Here is a 20,533-nt window from a genome sequence, read left to right on the forward strand (position 1 = left end):
GGCTGATAAACAGCAAAAGCAGGAATTTGGGCAAGCTGCTTAATCTCATGGTAAGTTAGTCGCTTCAAAATGTTTGCAACACTAAATTGTGATACAAACACTTTTTTTGCAATAGGTGAAAACACCCATCAAAGAAATTCAGAGCGTTCAAACTTGTAAACTAAATACGAATTTTGCACAGCAATTGTTCCAGCCAACACACATATGGTTCAAAAAAGACACAGTTGTCATCCGCATTCAAGCAACAGAAATATCCAAATTATTTTAAGCGTAACGTAATTTTACTTATTAATTTTGCGGAAATTACGGATTTGTCACTTGTTCACATCGGTTAAACGCACTTTCACATAAAATTTACTGACGCTTTTTTACCTTGACCCGAGAATACATGTAAATTGAAATAACTTCATTAACTCACTAGTCAAACATGCCAAAACAGCGCAATAAACCGGAATACACTGTTGAATTAGCGAGCGATGTGAGTGTGTATGTGAATCAGATAGGTGATATTGATGGCAATAAATGCTTTTTAATAACAGATGTTGCTGGCAAGTTCAATTCATTTGTGATAACAGCCGACGCACTCCCTTTAGAAGATGAAATTCTTACCAAGAGACAGCAAGAGGTTGCCGGGCAATTGAAAAAAGAAATGCAAAGTATTGTTAATGGCGAACAGCTTAGTGAGGTTCAAAAAAACAACAAGGGTAATTAATTGATCACAAAAATCCCCTCTCCGCTCATTTCCAGCCCTTTCAATAATTTCTTCAGATCTTCTCTAAAAACTTCCGCATCAATGCTGCGATAAAAAAAGCCGCTCAGCCCACAATGTTCTAAAAGATTTCGGGAATCTTCATCCTCCTTGAAGAGTTGGCAAAGGACAATGGAATGACTTGTCATTTTCATAAGCCTTTTAACTGCATGTAAATCTTCTTTTTTAAGGACACTTTCATCAATGACGATCAATGGAAAATGCTTTCGAGAACAAGCTTCAATAGCCTCTTCAACGCTCTCGTGTTCTGTAATACTATCAACCAATGTCGATTCCATCTTCAGCAGTGCAGCTACAATACCGGCACGCACAAATTCATAAGAAGAAACCACCAGCACGGCAGCAGGCGCTGTAATATTCTTTTGCATAGGCATAGAGTTGAAAGGCTTACACTATTTCTCCATCAGCTTATCTTTCATTTTTTCCAGGAATACTTCCTTGTAACTCGCACCTATCGGAATCTTTACTTTCCCGCTTTTAAGTATCAGCTCATTATTTTCCATTGAAGAAATTTGTTTAAGCGCTATAATAAATGATTTATGTATGCGCATAAACTGGCTGGCAGGCAACCTTGTTTCAAGGTCTTTCAATGAAAGATAAGCCAGGGTGGATTGTGCACCACGATGAAAGGTTACATAGTTATTCAACGCTTCCACATAATCAATATCATCAAGATCGATCTTAAGCAGCTTTCCCCTCCTTCCTGCTTTTATATAAATATAATCGTTGGGAATCGCTTCAAGATTTGCAGTCGTACGGTGTGCTAACACATCTGCCACCCGGTGCACAGCTTTTAAAAAACGATTGAACTCTATCGGCTTCATCAAATAATCCACTGCATCAAATTCATAGCTAGTAACAGCAAATTCTGAATAAGCGGTACAGAACACAACTTTAATTTTTTCATCCAATAACTTCACAACCTCTATCCCATTCAATTCATCCATTTGAATATCCAGGAACACAACATCCGGGCTTTCTCTCTTTATCAATTCAATACCGGCAAGAGGATTTGTTTCAGTACCAACAATCTCAAGATTGGGAATACGGTCAATATAACGCTTCAGGATATTGATCGCTGGTTGTTCGTCGTCAATAATTACACATTTTATCATAAGGTCATGATTTTACGGTTAATTCAAAACTATAGAAGTCGTCGCTGTCATCAGCTTTAAGAGTATACTTTCCCGCAAACGCAACATCAAGCCTTTTGCGAAGATTAGTGATACCTATGTTATGAGATGACAAATCAAGATTATTCTTTCTTTTTTTGTTTTGACAATAGAAATAAACTTCCGACTTCCTTAAGACTATCCTGATTAACAAGGGATGCAACGGGTCTTTGAGGTCGCCGTATTTAAAGGCATTCTCCACCACTGTAATGATCGACAACGGAGGAATCATTTGGTCTCCAACCTCACCTTCTATCGTGTAATCAATAACTTTTGAATGTCCGAAACGGATGTTATTGATTTCGATCAATAGTTGCAGATGATCAAGTTCTTTACCAATAGAAACCTTATCACTCTCAAACTCCACGCTTTCTAAGGAATAACGCATGATCTTCGAAAGCTTAAGAATATTATCTGCCAGGTCTTGCGAATACTCCAATGCCTGCGAAAACAAAACATTCAGCGTATTATGCAAAAAATGTGGATTTACCTGTGCACGAAGAAAAGCATATTCAAGCAACAGCTTATCTTTCTCCGAGTTCAGTTCATTTTGTTTCAGAATGGAATTCTCCAGTTCATTGCGAAGTTTTTCCTCTTCCAGCTTTCTTACCTCACGCTCTTTCCTGAACGATTCTGTTACATAGAAATACAACATGGCATAAGAGAAATACTGCACATATCCCAACACAGCTCCATGCAAAAAATCAGCAAAACGATTGGTACTGTACAATTCTATACCAAATTGCGGGAGTAACAAATAAACATAGATATAACCAAGAAACGCCATCACCACAAATACAATTACAAAAGAGGCAATACTCCATATCACACCTTTTTGTTTGTAAAGGTTCAAACAGTAAATACTTATATAAAATGTAATACAGAATGGCAGCAAAAAGAAAATGGTCGGGAAAATCTTTACATCCGGTTTGGCAATTGAATTGGCGGTGTAAATAAAGCTGGCATAAACGATCCATGCACATATATGCACAAGAATATGAAATGAACGTTTGCGGCTTCCAGGCATAAGTGTTGTCATAATGCAGTGATTCGGGGTTGCTTAGTAAATTTCAATCTATATAAAATTAATAATCCCTTCCTGGTAAAGAATTCGCTGCTGTTCTTCATCAAGACAGTCTTTATCAATTGCTTCATCGAAACAATTGTTTAAAACATCATACAAGTCAGTTGAAATCTCAAAGAAAGAGTACGAATGTTTTTTCAAAAGAAAGGCTTGCCCATGAACTTTAAAAATACCAAATCGGGTTGAATTGAAAACTATTTTTTGGAACTCTGATTTAGGATTTTCCTTCTTTATTTCATTGACGGGCACACTTATAATTTTTGCAACTTTATGAATGTACAACCACCCCTCCCATTGTTCAGGATATTGTGTGATAATGGGCGAAATGAGATCATAAATTTTCTGTGTTACTTCCGTTGCAAAAATATCTCTTGGCTTATCCTGGTCAGGATTTATAGGGGCAAAGAATTTTAAACAGATATTGTCCCAACTTTTCCGGCAACTAATCACAGTAATTATTGGTACGTTGGCCGCATACGCAAAAAAAGCAATACCTTTTCTTGCATATAACTGTTGATCTAAAAAATTAACAACGCAGGAGTTTTCATTTTTTTTTGTTTCGATTCCTGCGCCGCTGTTTCCATCAATATATAAAACAAGGCTGCGTCCTCGCTTTAGTTCACGTAGCATTTGCAGACCTGCAGTTTGAGCTTCAGCGTCTATAATATTAAACCCTGCTTTTGATCGATGAGCGGGAAGATTTTTGTACATCGTTCCGAATAAATCCCCTTCTTTTTCAATCACCTCTTTTCCAACTACGAGTGAAAAGGGAATTTCATGTTCACAAAGAAAAAGATTTAGCAAACGATACGAACCTGTATGAAATGTGCAGATGATAGCAGGTTTTGTTTTTAGCAGGTTCGCACATTCACCTTCAAAACCTTCGGCTTCCAAATACTCCAACACATTACGATCACCCTGTTCAAGCGCACTCAGGCGTTTGTGCAGTAATATTTGTTTAAAAAGCGTTTCATGTCTTTCAATTGCTATATCAGGAAGATAATTTATCAAGCCTGCACTTACCATTTGAAATTGCCCGTTTAAGTATTCATCTGCACGAACATTCAAGTCGTTCGTAAAATAATGGATCAGTTTATCTCTTTGTTCTAAATAATTCGATTGTAGCATTAATGCCAGTTTGAGTGAAACATCTGATAACAAAAAAGGAATCTTTAGAAGATTCCTGCGGGAAACATGTTGTCATTAGCCACCTGCTCCTGGAGGTAAAGGCGGCTGTGTATCAATACAACTGCTTTCAAATAAAAACGACAATACACCTGGGGAGTACGGTTTAAAACGGCTCTCCATGTTTTCAATGCTTAAAGCATTTTCTAAATTCATAATTATTAGTTTGACTGTTAATGATCTGCTGGTACTCAGCAGTGTGTTTACAAGTCAAACATCAGAAGAATGAAATGGCTGTAAAAAACTATTACGTGTAGTTAGAAATAGCCGATGTCAAGAAAAAGTTAGCCGATGTCTTGTAAAATAGAATGCGCAATATCGGCCCATTTATAGAAATGCTGATGGGAAAATTTTAGCATCATTTAAATGAAAATTGCAACAATTACTATCTGAAAAATGAATAAGAAGATGCAAGCAACGATCTCAATTGTAATTTTCTAATGCGTGAGTAGGTTGTTAAAAATTGAAAGTCTTAAAATTGAATTGGAGAATTATACAAGTTTAGTTTTTGTTCACTTTCCTTTAATAAAAGATTCCTCATTGGCCTGGTAAAATACACTGTTCTTTTTAAAGCTGCATTGCTTTTTTCACCATGCTCATTTAAAATATCGTCTATTATTTGCCTTGTGTTATCATCTATTTCGTACTGGTCAATTAACTTAATGTCAAAAAGCGAATTTGACATTTTAAATAACATGATATTAGATTTACTAAGAGGCTTAGACTTAATATAAGGAAGTGCTTTTTGTATTTTAAACAGATGAAGATCTGTGCAGTATGGGCCGTCTTTTTGTCTTATGATATAACTATTGGTCAGACGCCTTCCATTCACTTGCACACTTTTATATTCTATCAGATAAAAAAGTTTATGGAGAGCAAAATACGTGAGACTATTTTTTTTATGAAAAATGTAATCAATAATTAAAGAGACATTTAGTTGGGTTTTGCCATGTATTGTACTTAACTTATTTTTTCGAGTTTTTTTTAACTGCTCCGCCACGAATTGGTAATCTGAGCGTTGATTCGCAAAACTTCTACTAATCATTGCCCTTTGCCCAGGATGATATAGTGGAATTAGTTTCACACCATTCCAATCATGGCAGGTCCTAACATGTTCTCTTAAAATTAGATTATGAGGTGCAATTTGCCTTAATGCCAACAATGAACTTGCTCCTAGCGTAACAATAATCTTTGGATTAATAATTTTGATTTGCGCAGATAAGAAACCGGAACAATTATTTATTTCACTACTTATTGGAGTGGCGTTGTTGCCGTCAGAATCTCGAGGATTACAAAGCACAGCATTCGTTACAAAAATATCATCTCTACTGAGACCAGATTGCTGCAGGAGCTCTTCAAAATTATGCCCAGATTTATCTCCGTGAAAGGGAATTCCGGAACCGTCAGCACCCAATCGGCCAGGCGCTTCACCTATAAACATAATATCAGCCTCAATGTTGCCAGAAGATCGTCCTAGTATACGCTTAGAATTCTTCATCCTATCACAAAGCTGACAGGAGAAAACTTTATTGCACAAGTTGTTGAAATCCGATTCGAGATTGATTCCCAAAGGTTTATTATTCAATTGCTGGTGTTGCTAAAAGCGCTAATTTACGGAAACCTTCGCTACTAAAAGCATGAATTGAATGAATAATTAATTGACCGGGAGTTCGACCTGATTCTTCGCAAACAAATTCCAATAATTTAGAAAGTCCAATGAAATTACCAAAAGCTTTATTGAAGTAATCGTGATTTCGATAAACAACTGTCAAATTAATTGCACCACTTGAATTTACTGTCAATTCTCCATACTGCCAGCACGGTGGTCCCATTGGTCTAACATTACTTTCTACGTTTGACGCTGTTAAATGAAATGTGATAAAATACTTCTGTGGGCTACCTCCTTGAAGTGCGCCTATTGCATTTTCAAGTTGATTGGGATGATCTGAATTAAAACCTTTTCCGAAAGAAATTAAACGTTGAAAATACGTACCCCAACTTCTATTCCTTGACTTTGAATATATTGCCTCATACTTTTTGTAAAAGTCGTGTCTATCTTTAAAATAGTTTCGAAGCTGATATGGGAAAATCGTATTTATTACTTGACGTAAATTGTCGTGTTTCTCATTGAGGCGGCTTGGATTATATTTCTGTTTCCAGTTTTCAAGGTCTGCAAAATCGCAAGGATTTTCAATTGTAACAATAACGTTAGTATCCTCCTTCGCAGGGTGTTTTACTAAGTAGTCTGCTACATTAAGCCATGCCTCTAAACAATTATTTCCTGATATGGTTTTCATTATAACTAATTCTTTCCTAGATAAATTAATTTCCTGTTTTTTACACTTATCAACACCCTGCCTCCATTATTTTTAATAAGTTCATCAAACACCTTATAAGAATTAATGATACAAATCTCCCATTGCTTTGCGGTGCAATCCTTCACTTCAATTTTGTTAACCAGTTTCTGAACTGTTTTTAATACTTCAGTATCTACTCTATCACTATACTTAAATAGTCGATGGTTTTGTGCATGATTGTAAATAAATAGGGTTATTAATTCTTCTGTAATTCCGGCCCTTGCACCATCTTCAATTTCATCTATCGCTTCACTGCTTTTCCGTTTCAATTTCAAAAGCTTCCGAATTACAGGTGACCAGCCAAGATAGGCTACATAGCCAAAATGAAAAATATCGTGAAATCTGTACCCATCGTCATCATATGCGTTATCAGTCAATGGATCTCCAATTGGGTTTCCTTCTTTGGTAGTAATTTTCATTTTACTTTTTCCTCCTTCTTCAAAAGGAGTAAATACTATTTCAAATTCACGAGGGAATTGCTCAGGCGCTTCAAATGTTTCATCATAGATTTTAAATTTTGTCAAATCTAAATCTGAAAATCGGTCATTTACTTTTGCGATATTATCTATTGCAATTTCTTCAAGGTCGAGTTTGTGTTGACTTGCAATGGTTGACACGTACCAAAGAACATCCCCTAGCTCTTCTTTCAATTTATCTCTAAAGCCTGCATACCCTTCTCCGTCACGTAGTTTTTTCTTTAATTCAGTTAACACAGAGCCTGCCTCACCGATAATTCCTAAAAACGGAATAAACTCATTAATCTTCTCATCTGCTATATAACTCTGGATTGTCTTCCCTGCCTGATCTTGATAAATTTTGAAATCCATGACTTTAAACTTGTAATTATTGAATTATATTTTTGAATCTTGTTTTGAGCCTGTAGTTTCCTGTTTCATGACACAAACGACCCTTCACAACAGCAGGATGAATTCTTTCTTTTTGTGCTAATTTCAGAATTGATAATTCTTCACTTCTGGTATTTGAGTTAATAAAGGCGTCCCAACTTTGAGGCGAAATCAAGTTGTTCTTTGCAAAATCATTAGCCTCATCTTCTTCTTTCGATTCCTTGTCAACAAATTTCTCCGTTTCAATATCAATAAATTCAGCTTTATTATCATTTACCAAATGAAGAAACACATGACCCAATTCATGAAATAAGGTGAAAGCAAAATAATCTACTCGATTAAATCTTAAACTAAGACCTATTGCTGGGTTGCCATTGCTCCAAAATGCAAATCCATCAACTGCGCATTTTTCAGGTTGTTCAAGTACAATTAATTTTATTCCTTGACTATGCAATATTTGCCTGGTATTTTCTATTGTGTTTTCGTTCTTGTAAATTATTCTCCTTAATTGATCGATAAGTTCATTCTGTCTTGTGTGATTAAAAGAATCAACTATTATCTGATGTGATTCATAAATAATTAAATTGATCCATGCAAACAAATTAACTTTTTCAACAGAAGCTTTTTCTGATTTACGCAATCGAGCATGTTCTTGGCGTGAGTAGATAATTGGAAGTTGTTCTAAATGGTCAATTTTATAAATATTCTTGACACAATCAATATCACTTATCGGATCTCCTGTTATATAACCTTGCTTTCGAAAATAAGTTTCAGAAATATATGGTTTGATCATCATCCATTGCTCAATTGCATCAAGACGTTGTTGGGTTTTGGAATTAATTTTCGCTTTATCCAACTCGTAGTTATTCTGAAGATTTAATAGAATTTTTGGATCCATTTGCAGAGCCTTGCCGATAACTAACGCATATTCCGCATTAATTCCTCTCTTCCCGTTCAAAATTTCGTTTAATTGGCTGGGTTGTATTCCCGTCAATTCCGCAAAATCCTTTTGTTTAATTTCTCTTTCTTCTAATTCGTCTTTTATCACCTCACCTGGATGTATTGCAAATGCAGGGGTAAGTTTGTCCAATTTTGTAGCCATATTTAGTATGCTCATTTTTTATTCTGGTGAGCCTCCAGAGCCAGTTGTTTCTAATAATAGTCATTCGTAATGTTTGCTGATCTCCTCAATCGCAAACATTGATACTTTTTCGGGTTCGTTACTGGTACCTATTTCTTTAAATAAAAGCCTGTATTGTTTGTTAATACGAACTGAACTTAGACCTCGAAGATTCCCTTTTAGTTTTTCATAACGCAAACTATGGAATTGGAAAAGCTGTTCAACTTTATCAACTGCTTGTAGTTTTTTCACAGTTTTTACGAACTGGTTTATCAATTGAGGATTTGATCTGTAGCTTGCTACAGATTTCCCCTCATAGAGGTCAGCCAGTTCAGGATCGTTAAATGTGACTAACATACTTCTACAAAATTGCATAAAAAAATTCACAAATTTGTGAATTTTTTTATTAGTTCTTAATTATTTGATTATCAATTTATTCTCATATATGCTAAATCCATTTATTAAGCCGTTGTTTCCAACTTAGCAAAGTAATTTCGAAAATGAACAAGTAAAATTTCTGTGAATCTGCCCGCTATATATCCTTTAATTTCAGGAGAAGGTTCACCATTTTTATTCCACCATGTTATTATAAAACGAACTCCTTCAGAATAGAAAAGTGGCTTAGGCATTGCTTTTTGCGCCCATTGTTCGGGTGTATGAGAGTAAAGAATATCCCTTTTTTCGTTTTCAACTATAGCCCAGGTTTTTAAATCGCCGTCCTTTATTGCCTTGTTAATTGCGTCCACCAATTGTTGTGGATTCTTTGTTAGTGCATCTATTTGCATGTGATGGATTTGGGCAAATTTGAATAAGCCTGATTACAACGCCAATTATTACAGCGTTTTTTATGTAAACGTTGCAATAGCCGATGTGAAAATTCTAAAAGGAGGTCCGTGGAATATAATTATCTGGCTGGATATTTCTTCATTCTCCAACTCAATAGTAGCAGCGGTCTTTATACTTTTTTATTCTCTGGTAATTGGAATTTGTGTGCCTGGTTTGCCTTCATTACAAATAAGTTCCACAAATTCAAACTGATCTTCACTTTCTACATTATGAGTTAATTCTAAATCGATCTGTGTTACGCTGGAAGGCACCCATCTGACAATTCTTACCGGAAATACGTTTTCTGGCTCATATGGAGGATCACCTTTTTCCAAAGTTGGAGGTATAATACCGGCAAAAACTTTTACTTTAACTACCAACAGAAAACCTGTTGTGCCACTTCGTAAAACCGCTGATGCGCTTTGATAGCAACTCATAAATTTGATTTTAAAATGTGAAAAGTCTCAAATTATAAAATCAAACATTGACGCATGCCCGTGTTTTAACGGTATTAGTAAATCAACAGGATACATTTATTATCCTGAAAGTCCATAAGAACGGTCAAATTAAGACTATATTTACTAAATCTATTAGTTAATTAATTATGACAAAAATGTCTCTTCCAACGATTGATATTCCCACAATTGCCCTCTCTCTTGTAAAGAAATTTGCTTTAAAAATGGGCCAAAATTATTTTGATACCAATTTTAAAAACACCGATCAATTTACGCAAGAACTTTCCAAGGTCATCAATGTCACTATGGAGCAATTTCGGGATAAATATTCTTCATCGAATGGTGACAAGATTGCATTTTACGAATCACAGGAAGTGTTTGAATGTTTATTAAACTATAGCTTTTTTGACGATTTTTCTTTTGCTGATGTTGAAAGCAAGATATATGCGAGCGAAATTTACCTGCCTTCCAATAGCGAAGTTATTGATAGCTTTTTTGAACTATTTAAAAGTAATTTATCGAAACATCCAGATCTTAAAAAATTAGAAACTGAATTTCGTTCTAATGAAAACATTGCCAAAATATTGGAAAGAACAAATTCAATTAGCAACACTTTACAAAAAACACTTTCTGAAATTGATTCTTCTTTAAAAGGCGAATATCAACGCCAGCTAAATGAAATAAAAGACAATATCAAATCTTTCCAACCCAAAACTGCTTTAACTAGGCTTCAATTGCTTCAACAGGCAATTTTAGATAACAATCAAATGACCGATTCACTTGAAGCAAGGATTTATTTCTTACAAGGACTTTGTTATGAAGATTTAGAAATCGAAAATGAAAAAAAATATGATTTGTATATAAAAGCATATAATCACAATAAAAAGGACGCTGAATATAAGCTTAGGGCTTCCTTGGCATATTTAAATAATGGCGATTTTGAAAAAAGTAGAACTCTAGTTAATGAGATTCTGGAAAAAGACGAATACAACGCATCAGGGTGGTTTTTTTATTTTATTTTAAATGAAGAATCCTTCGATAAAAAATTGGGTACCGTTCCAAAAAAGGTATTGTCAGGAAAGTTATTTATACCCATGCTTTACAACTGGTTGCTATCAAAGCAGCATATTGAAGAAGCAAAAATAATTGAGAACCAATATCTGCCTCTGGATATACTTGAACCTCCAATTCCTGAAAAAATAACTTATGAGTCAAAAGACTACTGGTTCTTAATTGCCTTTGTAAATCTTTACGTTTATTATCACGACAACAGCCTGAACTATTACATAATTAAGAGAAGTTTGATGCAAAAAGATAAACGCCTGCATTACTTACACCAAATAACAGAACTGATCGCCAAGACATTTTCAGAGACAGAAATAAAAAGCAAATTTAGTACACACATATTCTATTATAATTATCTGGCGTATATTTTTAAAGAAGGAAAATTTTCGCTTGCTTCTTTTGAAAACTCTTACAGACAAATTGATTTTCCTGTGTCGGCTAATTTAATGGCATTGGTACAAATTCTGGTAACAGAGAACCTTGAAGACAAAGCATTAGATTATGTAGTAAACTTCGATCCCAAAGGCGTTCTATTTGATCTACGTTATAAATCAAGTATGAAATGCATCTTATACAGGTTGAAAGGAGATCGAATGAATTCGTTAATATCCTTAAGTGAATATATTGACCACGAAGGAATTATCGACGAAGTAGTTTTATCAAACATTTTTTCAAGTGTTGAAGGGATTTTCAGCTCAAAAGAAGAAGCAAGCCAATTTGTATCAACTCATTTACAAAATTCAAAGTTTGGAAATGATCAACTCAAGTTATTATTTGTTGTTTATTTTGATACAGCCTTTCTTAAAGAACTTTCCGGAGTTGAACTGGATAAAAAACTTGAAGAATTAAAGTCTGTACCTACTTTTAATGAGCTTTTAAAACGTTATGTTGCCATTTCAATGTGTAATTCTTCCAAGCTGAAGGATGCCATTTTATATTTAAAATCCTTTGTTAACAAGAAGATAACCAACAGCAACTTGTCTCTTTATATAAAATGCCTGATGGATTATGAGGAGTCTGATACAGAAGAACTATTAAGCCTTCTAAAATTGTGGCGGGAAAATGGCGAATATGACAAAAGATTTCTTTCAAGGGAAATTTATCATCGCCAATATTTGGAAGAGTGGGAAGAAATTGAGCAAATTTCAATTCTGGGTAAAAGGGAATTTCCCGAAGAAGAACATTTTTTAATGCTACAGTCACTTGCATATGAACGTCAGTCGAAAACGGCAGAATTGGAAGCCCTTATTCCCGAATTAATCAATGTGAATTTTTCAAGAGAGACAGATGCAATAAATACTTTTGGCATTTTATTAAAACATAAGTTTTTCAAAGCTGCTTTAGGTGTGATATATAAATCAGCTTCCGAAAAGGAAAACAAGCAATCAAGACAAACGTATATTACCAATACCTATTCATTACCTGAAGGACTGTTTCAGGATTTTGAAACTGTTGAAATTGATAGCTATATCAAATATTCGATTGACGACAAGGTTAGCTTTATTCATTTAACAAAGCAAAAATCGAGTATAGAACCACAAGCATCAATGTTGAAAAAAAATGTCGGCGATGAATTTTTAATCGCTGAATCCATTGGATTGAACTACAAAAAAGTCAAGATTATCCGAATAATGAATAAGTATACAGCTCTTTTTGAGGAAATAATTCAAGAGGCTGACAACCCTTATTCAGGGCTGACAATGAAAAAAATTGATACCGCATCTGACGATATAAAGGATTTTGAAAAAAGCCTGATTGAAAATTTTGGTGCAGAAGGTAGCATGAGGAAACAGCACATTAATGATCAGCTAAAGAAATACCATATTGGCGAAGTATCATTTTCAGAACTCCTGGCCAGTGTATTTAAGGATGAATTTGTAAAGGCGTATACATTTCTGACTTCGAAAAGTTCAGAAGGTTTTCTGACGCTCCCTAAAATTCTATTTAACGATAACAACTGGGATATGGACGCTAATTTCCTCTTAGATTCGTCTTCCGTTTTATTATTCTATGAATTATCGAAGGATCTAAAAATTTCTTATCCGAAAAAATTCTTCATCTCTCCTTTTATAATACATCAACTGAAAGAAGAATTAACGAATCTACAGTTATCGAAACCTTCTTCCATGTGGCTAACAGTTACAGTAGAAGGAGTTCACCCTACATTTTATCCGGATGATTTTCATCAAAATAGCATTGCTTATTTATCCGCTGTAATAGAATGGTTGGAGGAATTTACTGAACCTCTGATCATTCCGAAAAGAGTCAGTTACAATGCTTTTCTTGATAATAGTGAAGGTGAAACCAAAACAGCGATAAGAATCATCATCGACAACTATTTGGGCTTAGAGCAAAATTATTCTCTGATCTCAAATGACTTTTTTTACTACAGGAAATTTCCAGGCTACCATGAAAATATAGTAGCCCCTCAGAATTACCTTGAACATTTACCAGCTATTGATGCAAAAAAAATTGAAGAGTATTTACTTCAAAAGAGATATATCGGAATTGATCTTTCATCCGACATAATATATGAAGAATGGGTAAAATCCCAAGCGGGGAAAGAAAATAACTATCATCATTGTTTATTGAATATTTCATATTACTACAACCCTACTCATTCGATATTTGGCACTGCAATTCGATTTTTGAAAGAGGTATATCTTGTCAACTGGAAAACGCTGGAGGACAAGAATGCCGTTGCTCATCGGGTATTCTTAAACTTGTTGAAGGGTGCTTCACAGGAAGAAAACTTTATTCGATTGATACGTTTTATCATTAACCATGAGTTTAGATTAATGGGAATGACCCAAACTCAAGTCATTGAGGAGTTCAACAGTGCACTTGAAATATTGAGGGGAAAGGGTCGTTAATTATTTGGTAACGGTTGCATTTCGAAAAACACTCTTTCATAATTATTTAAACTTTTTCTCTGTCGCTTCAATTTCAAACCTAAGAGCGGCAACGTAGCTGTTTGCGCTGCTTACAAAATTATCAAGTCTATATTCTATCCCGTCACTCTCAGTCTTAACACTGAAATCATATATTATTAATGGTTCAACTTCATAGGGAGCGCCATTTTTTGGAATAATCGTAACCATATTTGAAATATATACTCCCTTTACCGTATCGAACACCGGGCCTTCTATTCTGGCATGCGGGGGAATTTTAATTCCCTTTGCCCCAAAGTCCAGTTCAACAATCAAATTTTCATTTCTAATGGGCTGTTCTTTTAAGCTTATATTCCTTAGTTCCTTAAAAACTTTTCCTATTGCCGGGAGCCTGGCACCCCGACCACTTTGCCAACCGTCATAACCTTCCTTATGGGCGAATGCTTTGTTCAATGTCCATATTATCGACTGCACAGATGATAAAAAATTATTCAAGGAATGGACAAAATTATTATTTCCTAGTGCAAGGTTTCGTTTAGCTTCATTAAGGTTATATTCAGCTTCTTTGAGCTTGTCAAAGTAAGGTTTCATAATATAGTACCTTCATTGATGAAAGTTGGTTCATACCAACTGTCGAATTATAAATGTTGAAATTCCTAACTAAAAAATTTTGCTGATCCATTCTCCAAATGAAGTGGCGTCGTATAATCCTTTGGCAATTAAAGAGGCAGCTATACGTCCAATCCAGCCCTTGACCTTGCTTCCTACTGTTGATTGATCTGCTTGACCTTCTTTAATAAGATCTTTTAGTTCTTGAACCTGTTCTGTCGTCACACCACCTTTTTCTAATTGTTTCTCTTGTTCAACCGAAAGTTCAAAAGTGTCGTGAATTTTCAAGCCATCAATATGAGCATTATTCATTACCATATCGAATATTCCTACTCTTTCTGTTTCTGAATTACTCGAAATAATTTCAGTGTTTGATATTGAGGAATTGTTCATGTTTAAGCCAGAAATGCCCACTACACGTTTTGGATCTTTGTTTTCTGTGTTATCAGACATAATTTTAGTTTTTACAAGAATAAACAATTTCTTTAAGTTTTTCGCCTGTACTTGTGGTAGTTTGTTGAACTCCTATCTACTACCCTTTCTTATTTTTCTTACTTTTACGTCTGATGAAAACCTCCCTCTCCCACTTACCGGAAAAGAAGAAAAAGGAAATCAATTTCATTACGGGTATTATTAAGGAAATAGTAAATCCCGAAATGATTATCCTTTTTGGCAGCTATGCCAAGGGTACGTTTGTGGAGCACCGTTATATTTCTGATGGAATAAGGTATGAATATATCAGCGATTACGATTTTTTGGTGGTTACTAAAAATAATCCGGAAAAAGCCTCAACACAGGAAAGTAAGATCATGAGTTTAACCGAAATTCTGGAACCTCCGGTTAATTTGGAAATACACGATATTGATTATGTAAACAAGGGCCTGGAATGGGGTGAGTATTTCTGGACAGATATAGTTAACGAGGGCATTCTGCTAGTCGACAAAAAAACAGTTGAGCTGGCAGAACCTAGAGAATTAACAGTCGTAGAGCGGAAAGAGAAAGCTCAGCGGTATTTTGACACTTGGTTTCCTCAAGCGGAGAGTTTCTTAGCTGCTAGCAAGTTTTCAAGTAATGATTCTAGCCTTAGAGTAGCAACTTTTAGTTTGCATCAAGCTACTGAAAGCCTTTACTACGCAACTCTATTGGTATTTACTGATTATAAACCAAAGACACACAACCTCTGGAAGTTGAGGAAAAAAGCTAAACCCTATTCGCCGGATCTTTTTCATGTTTTTAGAGCAGAAATCGACAAAGAAGAAAAAAGGTTGTTTGAACTGTTAAAACAAGGATATATTGATGCTCGTTATAGATTAGATTTCAAAATAACAAGTAACGAATTTTCATTTTTAGTGGAAAGAGTTTCATTGATGATTCCAATTGTTAGAAACATTTGTGCGTCACACATTGAAAACTTCAAGTAGAAAGAGGTTATCGTTTTCTTCTTTGATACAAGTTTTGACGCCCACTCTTTTTAACCTTCAACTTTCCGGAATCAGTTAGTCTTTTTAAAACAACTGCAATAGAAGTTGAGTTTGCTTTAATTTTAAATTCTTCAGTAAGATGTATTGATACATCTCTTACAAAACGAGGAGTATCAAAAAAATCAGAATCCCTAGTTAGCGATGTTATTCTCTGAGTCAAAAAAAATCGCTCCTCTTTTTGTGGGCTTAATTTATTCCGAGGTTTTAAAGTGAAAGGCACATTGAATAGTTCTGAGGGGTGTACGCCAAGAGCTTTACATATTTCGATTATATAACTAATAGTTGACTCTTCCCCGATCTCAATTGAAGCTATTGTTGGGTAGGTAAATCCAGTCATGTCCGCAACATCAGATATGGACAGCTCAGCGACTTCTCTAAAGTGGCGGATCCTCTTTCCAATCTTTACAGTTTCGGTCTTGTTTCTATACTTCTTCACCGAACAAATTCTTTATAGCTGTTATACTTTAAATTTGTTATTTAGATATAATCAAATTATATTTGACCTCGTGATGATTCACAACTCATTACCGGAAGCGTGAGAAACTCCGTCAATGAGTTTGAAAAGAACACCATACTACCGCATTAAGTGCGGGGCATCATTTTCTCCTTTTACATGGGGCATCATCTCACGCTTCGGTAAAACAAAAATGAGCCCTGCCTTAAGTTATTATATGCAGATGCTGCTAACCGGTAAGCTACCTGCAACCCAATTCCTGCTTGGTTACATTATCCTTTTTGCCTGCAAACCGAAAAATCCTGTTTAACGGTTAAAGCATATTAATGCTTTACCGGCGGCAATTACGTTTTCTCATGTTTGGTTTCAGCCCCGCCGCCGGTTTTATACATTCTTCATTAACCAATTTCAACTGCAATGAAACTATATACTTGCTTAATGGCATTCTCGTGCCTTGTACTAAGCTGCTGTGCCCAAACGCACTCCCGCAATAAACCGCTAAATGTAGGCGACACCATCCCCTACATTATTCTTACCGACGTCATCAATTTCCCCGTTTCTAAAATCCAATTACCCAATACAAAAAGTAATCTTACCATTCTCGATTTTTGGGCTACATGGTGTACCAGTTGTATTAATAAATTCCCCAAGCTCGATTCTCTTCAACAAAAATTCTCAGGGCAGTTACAGGTTATATTGGTAAATAATTTAAAAACTACCGGTAACAGCAGGGAACAAATAACAGAGTTCATCAGCAAACGCAGCCAAACAACAAAGGCATTGCAACGCTTGCCAATTTTTGCTGACACTGCCGCTCTTCTCAAGCAGTTTTTTCCGCATTCACATTTGCCTCACTATGTATGGATAGGGCCCCAGGGAAAAGTTCTTGCCATTACCAGCGCAACAGAACTAACAACTGCCAACATTAAAAATGCAATTGAAGGTAAGCCCATCAATCTTCCTGTTAAACAGGATCATTAGTAAACCCAAAACTATTATTGCAATGCATTATAAACTTTTATTACTGTTGCTGTTTGCAACGCAATTCTTGCGTGCACAGCACAACATCACTGGCCTCCTCACTTCTGCAACCGATAATCAGCCCGTGGCAAATGCTACGATAAAAGCATTGCGTTCGGGCAGCACCGTTAGCAGCGATAGCAAGGGTGTTTTCAGTATACGGCTGTCTTCTTTACCCGATTCATTAATAATTACACACATCAGTTATGTTTCACAGTCAATTGCCGTTACCAACACAGGCGCACACATAACTCTTAACCTTAAACCTTTAACAGTCGATCTTGAAACAATCGTCATAAACACCGGCTACCAGAAAGTTAAACCAAATGAAGTAACCGGCGCTGTAACACAGGTGAACAACAAAATGCTTAACCAGCAGGTGGGTACTAATATTTTAAAAAGGCTTGAATCGGTCACCAGCGGCCTTTCCTTTAATGAAGGCTATGGCAACGGCAATGCACAAAATAAAACCAATATAAGTGTGCGTGGGTTAAGTACCATTAATGGGCCTTTAGACCCGCTTGTAGTGGTTGACAATTTCATTTACGAAGGCGATATAAGAAACATCAATCCTAATGATGTAGAAAGCATCACCGTATTAAAAGATGCTGCCGCAGCTTCTATATGGGGTGCAAGAGCTGGCAACGGTGTAATTGTTATTACAACCAAGAAAGGATTATTTAATCAAAAACTAAAACTGGAATTTAATTCCACGCTGCTTATTACTCAAAAGCCCAACTTGAGTACCCTGCCCGAAATGAGCGTGGCCGATTATATTGATGTGGAGCAATTTCTTTTTAATAAAGGTTATTTCGATAACAGTATTTCACAGCAATACAAGGCGCTCTCCCCCGCTGTGGAATTATTTTTAAAAAGAAGGAACGGTCAACTCTCTGCTTCTGATTCTGCAACGCAAATCAATGCATTAAAAAACAATGATAGTAAACAACTGTATGAGAAGTATTTTTATCAGCACGCTGTTACCCAACAGTATGCTTTAAATCTTAGAGGCGGCTCAAACAATTTAGCATGGCTTGTTTCCGGTACTTATGACAGAAGCATTGATCACCTTTCGGCGAATTACGAAAAACTCAATTTCCGTTTCAGTAATACCTATCGTCCGGTAAAAAAACTGCTCATTGATCTTTCGGTTTATTACACCGCAAGCAAATCGGTTACAGGTAAACCCACTTATAACTATGTAACAAATATCAGTGGCCGTTATGTGCCTTACATACAATTTGCCAATGAAAATGGCAATCCTTTACCTGTAGCAAATCTCTATAGGGATGCATATACTGATACTGCAGGCCAGGGCAAATTACTCAACTGGAAATATATTCCGTTGGAAGATTACAAACAAAACCAAGGCATTTCAAGGCTTGATGAAATGCTTGCGACGGCAGGTATAAGTTACCAGCTGTTTAAACCACTTCAGATCGAAATAAAATACCAGTTTCAGCAACAGCGCAGCAATACAGAAGCCAATGCGTCTATCCAGAGTTTCGATGCCCGTAATACGATCAACCTGTTTAGTCAATTAGATCGTTCTACAGGACTGGTAAAATACATTGTACCTGTTGGCGACATTCTCAACCTTGATAACAGTTTACTGCGAAGTCAGAATTTTCGCACGCAATTAAACTTTTCTAAAGTGTGGGAGCAACATCAATTGAATGCGATCACCGGAACAGAAATCCGTGACGTTAAATCAACATCAAACGGTGCAAGGTATTACGGTTACAAGGAAGATCCGTTAACTTTTTCAAATGTAGATATGGTTAACAGCTACCCAACATTCATTACGGGTAGTACGGCCACCATTCCGGGGTCGTTCAATTTATCGAACAGGCTAAACCGCTTTGTTTCCTTTTACACAAACGTTTCTTACACTTTCAAACAGCGGTATAGTTTTTCAGCAAGTGTAAGAAAAGACGGTTCTAATATATTTGGTGTAAACACAAACGATAAATGGAAACCGCTCTGGTCGGTGGGTGCAGGTTGGCAAATTTCAGGAGAAGAGTTTTATAACTTGAAAGGCATTCCTTTTCTGAAATTGAGAACCACCTATGGCTATAGCGGCAATGTTGATTTGAGCCGTTCCGCCCTCCCCGTTGCATATTATGGGGTGGATAGATTTACCAATCTTCCAACTGCAATTATCAGCACGCTTAATAATCCCGAACTGCGTTGGGAGCAGGCAAGACAATTAAACATTGCAGTGGAGTTCCAAACGAAAAATCAATTCCTGATTGGTTCTGTCGATTGGTATCAAAAAAAGGGAACCGATCTATACGGTCAAACACCGTACGATTACACTGCATGGGGTCAGCAGAACAACATCATTACAAATGCAGCCAATATGAAAGGAGAAGGTATAGATGTAATGCTCACTTCCCGTAATATTAATAAACGGTTGCAATGGTCAACCACCTTGCTTTATAATTACAATACATCGAAAACAACGAAATATAACGATAGCAGGTCACTCACACTAATATCTTTACTGAGTTCGGGCCGGAACATTACTCCTGTAATCGGGAAACCGTTGTATGCAATGGCTGCATACAAATGGGGAGGTTTGGATGCGGCAGGTAATCCATTGGGTTATTTAAACGGCCAGTTAAGCACCAACTATTCAGCTATTTTTTCAGAGGCATTATCAAAAGGGCTCGATAACAGTAACATCTATTTTGTTGGTTCGGCCATACCAACCTCTTTTGGTTCAATCATCAACACATTTACATGGAAACAAATCGAACTCTCGGTAAACATCAGTTATAAATTCGGGTACTATTTCGGTAAGCCTTACATAAACTATTCGGCGTTGGTAAATAACGGCTACGGTAATAAAGAATATAGCGAGCGATGGCAAAAGCCTGGTGATGAAAAAATCACCACTGTTCCCTCCTTTCAATACCCAGTAAATAATGACCGGGATAATTTTTATTCTATTGCTGAAATAAATGTGTTGAAAGGCGATCATATACGCTTGCGTTATATTAACCTCAGCTACAACTGGCAAAATAAAAAAGCAACGCAGCCCATGCAGATTCAGTTGTATGTAAATGCTTCTAATCTTGGTATACTCTGGAGGGCAAATAAATACCAGATTGATCCAGATTATCCCGGCGGGTTACCACAATCAAAATCAGTTGCTGCCGGTATTAAAGCAAGGTTTTAACTAAAAAAAATTTACTC

Annotated in this window: 21 protein-coding genes; 6 read left to right on the forward strand and 15 right to left on the reverse strand. The window is 36.0% G+C overall.

Features of this window, described 5'->3' with window-relative positions:
- The first annotated feature begins 427 nt into the window (after positions 1-427).
- Positions 428-712: a hypothetical protein gene (locus ACO1QW_RS09665; RefSeq protein WP_486257954.1), complete on the forward strand. Its 285-nt coding sequence runs from the start codon at positions 428-430 to the stop codon at positions 710-712.
- Here the strand turns inward: ACO1QW_RS09665 and ACO1QW_RS09670 are convergent.
- The 12 genes from ACO1QW_RS09670 to ACO1QW_RS09725 form a co-directional block, all read right to left on the reverse strand.
- A complete protein-coding gene (locus ACO1QW_RS09670; RefSeq protein WP_486257956.1) occupies positions 709-1,137 on the reverse strand; it encodes a hypothetical protein in 429 nt (142 codons plus the stop codon). The genes ACO1QW_RS09665 and ACO1QW_RS09670 overlap by 4 nt on opposite strands.
- Before the next feature lie 24 nt (positions 1,138-1,161).
- Positions 1,162-1,884, reverse strand: coding sequence for a LytR/AlgR family response regulator transcription factor (locus ACO1QW_RS09675; protein ID WP_486257957.1), 723 nt, complete (start codon positions 1,882-1,884; stop codon positions 1,162-1,164).
- A gap of 4 nt (positions 1,885-1,888) precedes the next feature.
- Entirely contained in the window at positions 1,889-2,980 is a 1,092-nt protein-coding gene (locus ACO1QW_RS09680) for a sensor histidine kinase (protein WP_486257959.1), read from the reverse strand.
- A 36-nt stretch (positions 2,981-3,016) separates the two neighbouring features.
- The gene (locus tag ACO1QW_RS09685; protein ID WP_486257961.1) at positions 3,017-4,153 is read right to left on the reverse strand and encodes an LpxL/LpxP family acyltransferase; all 1,137 of its coding nucleotides are present in this window, start codon (positions 4,151-4,153) and stop codon (positions 3,017-3,019) included.
- A 75-nt stretch (positions 4,154-4,228) separates the two neighbouring features.
- Positions 4,229-4,366: a hypothetical protein gene (locus tag ACO1QW_RS09690; RefSeq protein WP_486257963.1), complete on the reverse strand. Its 138-nt coding sequence runs from the start codon at positions 4,364-4,366 to the stop codon at positions 4,229-4,231.
- Between the two features lie 316 nt (positions 4,367-4,682).
- Positions 4,683-5,708 carry a uracil-DNA glycosylase family protein gene (locus ACO1QW_RS09695; protein WP_486257965.1) on the reverse strand — a complete coding sequence of 342 codons (1,026 nt, stop codon included), beginning with the start codon at positions 5,706-5,708 and terminating at the stop codon, positions 4,683-4,685.
- 79 nt (positions 5,709-5,787) lie between these two features.
- Complete coding sequence (locus tag ACO1QW_RS09700) at positions 5,788-6,507, reverse strand: thymidylate synthase family protein (protein WP_486257967.1); 720 nt, start codon at positions 6,505-6,507, stop codon at positions 5,788-5,790.
- A gap of 5 nt (positions 6,508-6,512) precedes the next feature.
- Entirely contained in the window at positions 6,513-7,394 is an 882-nt protein-coding gene (locus tag ACO1QW_RS09705; RefSeq protein ID WP_486257969.1) for a MazG nucleotide pyrophosphohydrolase domain-containing protein, read from the reverse strand.
- Between the two features lie 16 nt (positions 7,395-7,410).
- Positions 7,411-8,514, reverse strand: coding sequence for a HigA family addiction module antitoxin (locus ACO1QW_RS09710; RefSeq protein ID WP_486257971.1), 1,104 nt, complete (start codon positions 8,512-8,514; stop codon positions 7,411-7,413).
- Positions 8,515-8,574: 60 nt separating this feature from the next.
- Positions 8,575-8,889 (reverse strand): type II toxin-antitoxin system RelE/ParE family toxin, encoded by a 315-nt coding sequence (locus tag ACO1QW_RS09715; protein WP_486257973.1) that lies wholly within the window; start codon positions 8,887-8,889, stop codon positions 8,575-8,577.
- Between the two features lie 104 nt (positions 8,890-8,993).
- On the reverse strand, positions 8,994-9,317 hold the full coding sequence (locus ACO1QW_RS09720) for a hypothetical protein (protein ID WP_486257975.1): 324 nt from the start codon (positions 9,315-9,317) through the stop codon (positions 8,994-8,996).
- A gap of 180 nt (positions 9,318-9,497) precedes the next feature.
- Entirely contained in the window at positions 9,498-9,794 is a 297-nt protein-coding gene (locus tag ACO1QW_RS09725) for a hypothetical protein (RefSeq protein WP_486257977.1), read from the reverse strand.
- Between the two features lie 176 nt (positions 9,795-9,970).
- On the opposite strand from ACO1QW_RS09725, the gene ACO1QW_RS09730 reads away from it, so the two are divergent.
- Positions 9,971-13,750: a tetratricopeptide repeat protein gene (locus tag ACO1QW_RS09730; protein ID WP_486257979.1), complete on the forward strand. Its 3,780-nt coding sequence runs from the start codon at positions 9,971-9,973 to the stop codon at positions 13,748-13,750.
- Positions 13,751-13,792: 42 nt separating this feature from the next.
- On the opposite strand, the gene ACO1QW_RS09735 is transcribed toward ACO1QW_RS09730, so the two are convergent.
- On the reverse strand, positions 13,793-14,359 hold the full coding sequence (locus ACO1QW_RS09735; RefSeq protein ID WP_486257981.1) for a hypothetical protein: 567 nt from the start codon (positions 14,357-14,359) through the stop codon (positions 13,793-13,795).
- Between the two features lie 69 nt (positions 14,360-14,428).
- On the reverse strand, positions 14,429-14,830 hold the full coding sequence (locus ACO1QW_RS09740; protein WP_486257983.1) for a hypothetical protein: 402 nt from the start codon (positions 14,828-14,830) through the stop codon (positions 14,429-14,431).
- Positions 14,831-14,943: 113 nt separating this feature from the next.
- Between ACO1QW_RS09740 and ACO1QW_RS09745 the strand changes: the two genes are divergently transcribed.
- Positions 14,944-15,798: a HEPN domain-containing protein gene (locus tag ACO1QW_RS09745; protein WP_486257985.1), complete on the forward strand. Its 855-nt coding sequence runs from the start codon at positions 14,944-14,946 to the stop codon at positions 15,796-15,798.
- A gap of 7 nt (positions 15,799-15,805) precedes the next feature.
- On the opposite strand, the gene ACO1QW_RS09750 is transcribed toward ACO1QW_RS09745, so the two are convergent.
- Positions 15,806-16,294, reverse strand: a complete 489-nt coding sequence (locus ACO1QW_RS09750) for a helix-turn-helix domain-containing protein (protein WP_486257987.1) — start codon at positions 16,292-16,294, stop codon at positions 15,806-15,808.
- 115 nt (positions 16,295-16,409) lie between these two features.
- Between ACO1QW_RS09750 and ACO1QW_RS09755 the strand changes: the two genes are divergently transcribed.
- From ACO1QW_RS09755 to ACO1QW_RS09765, 3 genes are all read left to right on the forward strand, one after another.
- Positions 16,410-16,622: a hypothetical protein gene (locus tag ACO1QW_RS09755; RefSeq protein WP_486257989.1), complete on the forward strand. Its 213-nt coding sequence runs from the start codon at positions 16,410-16,412 to the stop codon at positions 16,620-16,622.
- Positions 16,623-16,750: 128 nt separating this feature from the next.
- Positions 16,751-17,293, forward strand: coding sequence for a TlpA family protein disulfide reductase (locus ACO1QW_RS09760; RefSeq protein WP_486257990.1), 543 nt, complete (start codon positions 16,751-16,753; stop codon positions 17,291-17,293).
- A 22-nt stretch (positions 17,294-17,315) separates the two neighbouring features.
- Positions 17,316-20,516 (forward strand): SusC/RagA family TonB-linked outer membrane protein, encoded by a 3,201-nt coding sequence (locus ACO1QW_RS09765; RefSeq protein WP_486257992.1) that lies wholly within the window; start codon positions 17,316-17,318, stop codon positions 20,514-20,516.
- Positions 20,517-20,533: the final 17 nt, after the last annotated feature.

It is taken from the genome of Lacibacter sp., assembly GCF_057361365.1.

Excerpts from the sequence above, each read along its gene's own strand:
- ACO1QW_RS09665 (WP_486257954.1), top strand. The coding sequence starts at position 428 with ATGCCAAAACAGCGCAATAAACCGGAATACACTGTTGAATTAGCGAGC.
- ACO1QW_RS09670 (WP_486257956.1), bottom strand. The coding sequence starts at position 1,137 with ATGCAAAAGAATATTACAGCGCCTGCTGCCGTGCTGGTGGTTTCTTCT.
- ACO1QW_RS09675 (WP_486257957.1), bottom strand. The coding sequence starts at position 1,884 with ATGATAAAATGTGTAATTATTGACGACGAACAACCAGCGATCAATATC.
- ACO1QW_RS09680 (WP_486257959.1), bottom strand. The coding sequence starts at position 2,980 with ATGACAACACTTATGCCTGGAAGCCGCAAACGTTCATTTCATATTCTT.
- ACO1QW_RS09685 (WP_486257961.1), bottom strand. The coding sequence starts at position 4,153 with ATGCTACAATCGAATTATTTAGAACAAAGAGATAAACTGATCCATTAT.
- ACO1QW_RS09690 (WP_486257963.1), bottom strand. The coding sequence starts at position 4,366 with ATGAATTTAGAAAATGCTTTAAGCATTGAAAACATGGAGAGCCGTTTT.
- ACO1QW_RS09695 (WP_486257965.1), bottom strand. The coding sequence starts at position 5,708 with ATGAAGAATTCTAAGCGTATACTAGGACGATCTTCTGGCAACATTGAG.
- ACO1QW_RS09700 (WP_486257967.1), bottom strand. The coding sequence starts at position 6,507 with ATGAAAACCATATCAGGAAATAATTGTTTAGAGGCATGGCTTAATGTA.
- ACO1QW_RS09705 (WP_486257969.1), bottom strand. The coding sequence starts at position 7,394 with ATGGATTTCAAAATTTATCAAGATCAGGCAGGGAAGACAATCCAGAGT.
- ACO1QW_RS09710 (WP_486257971.1), bottom strand. The coding sequence starts at position 8,514 with ATGGCTACAAAATTGGACAAACTTACCCCTGCATTTGCAATACATCCA.
- ACO1QW_RS09715 (WP_486257973.1), bottom strand. The coding sequence starts at position 8,889 with ATGTTAGTCACATTTAACGATCCTGAACTGGCTGACCTCTATGAGGGG.
- ACO1QW_RS09720 (WP_486257975.1), bottom strand. The coding sequence starts at position 9,317 with ATGCAAATAGATGCACTAACAAAGAATCCACAACAATTGGTGGACGCA.
- ACO1QW_RS09725 (WP_486257977.1), bottom strand. The coding sequence starts at position 9,794 with ATGAGTTGCTATCAAAGCGCATCAGCGGTTTTACGAAGTGGCACAACA.
- ACO1QW_RS09730 (WP_486257979.1), top strand. The coding sequence starts at position 9,971 with ATGTCTCTTCCAACGATTGATATTCCCACAATTGCCCTCTCTCTTGTA.
- ACO1QW_RS09735 (WP_486257981.1), bottom strand. The coding sequence starts at position 14,359 with ATGAAACCTTACTTTGACAAGCTCAAAGAAGCTGAATATAACCTTAAT.
- ACO1QW_RS09740 (WP_486257983.1), bottom strand. The coding sequence starts at position 14,830 with ATGTCTGATAACACAGAAAACAAAGATCCAAAACGTGTAGTGGGCATT.
- ACO1QW_RS09745 (WP_486257985.1), top strand. The coding sequence starts at position 14,944 with ATGAAAACCTCCCTCTCCCACTTACCGGAAAAGAAGAAAAAGGAAATC.
- ACO1QW_RS09755 (WP_486257989.1), top strand. The coding sequence starts at position 16,410 with ATGAGTTTGAAAAGAACACCATACTACCGCATTAAGTGCGGGGCATCA.
- ACO1QW_RS09760 (WP_486257990.1), top strand. The coding sequence starts at position 16,751 with ATGGCATTCTCGTGCCTTGTACTAAGCTGCTGTGCCCAAACGCACTCC.
- ACO1QW_RS09765 (WP_486257992.1), top strand. The coding sequence starts at position 17,316 with ATGCATTATAAACTTTTATTACTGTTGCTGTTTGCAACGCAATTCTTG.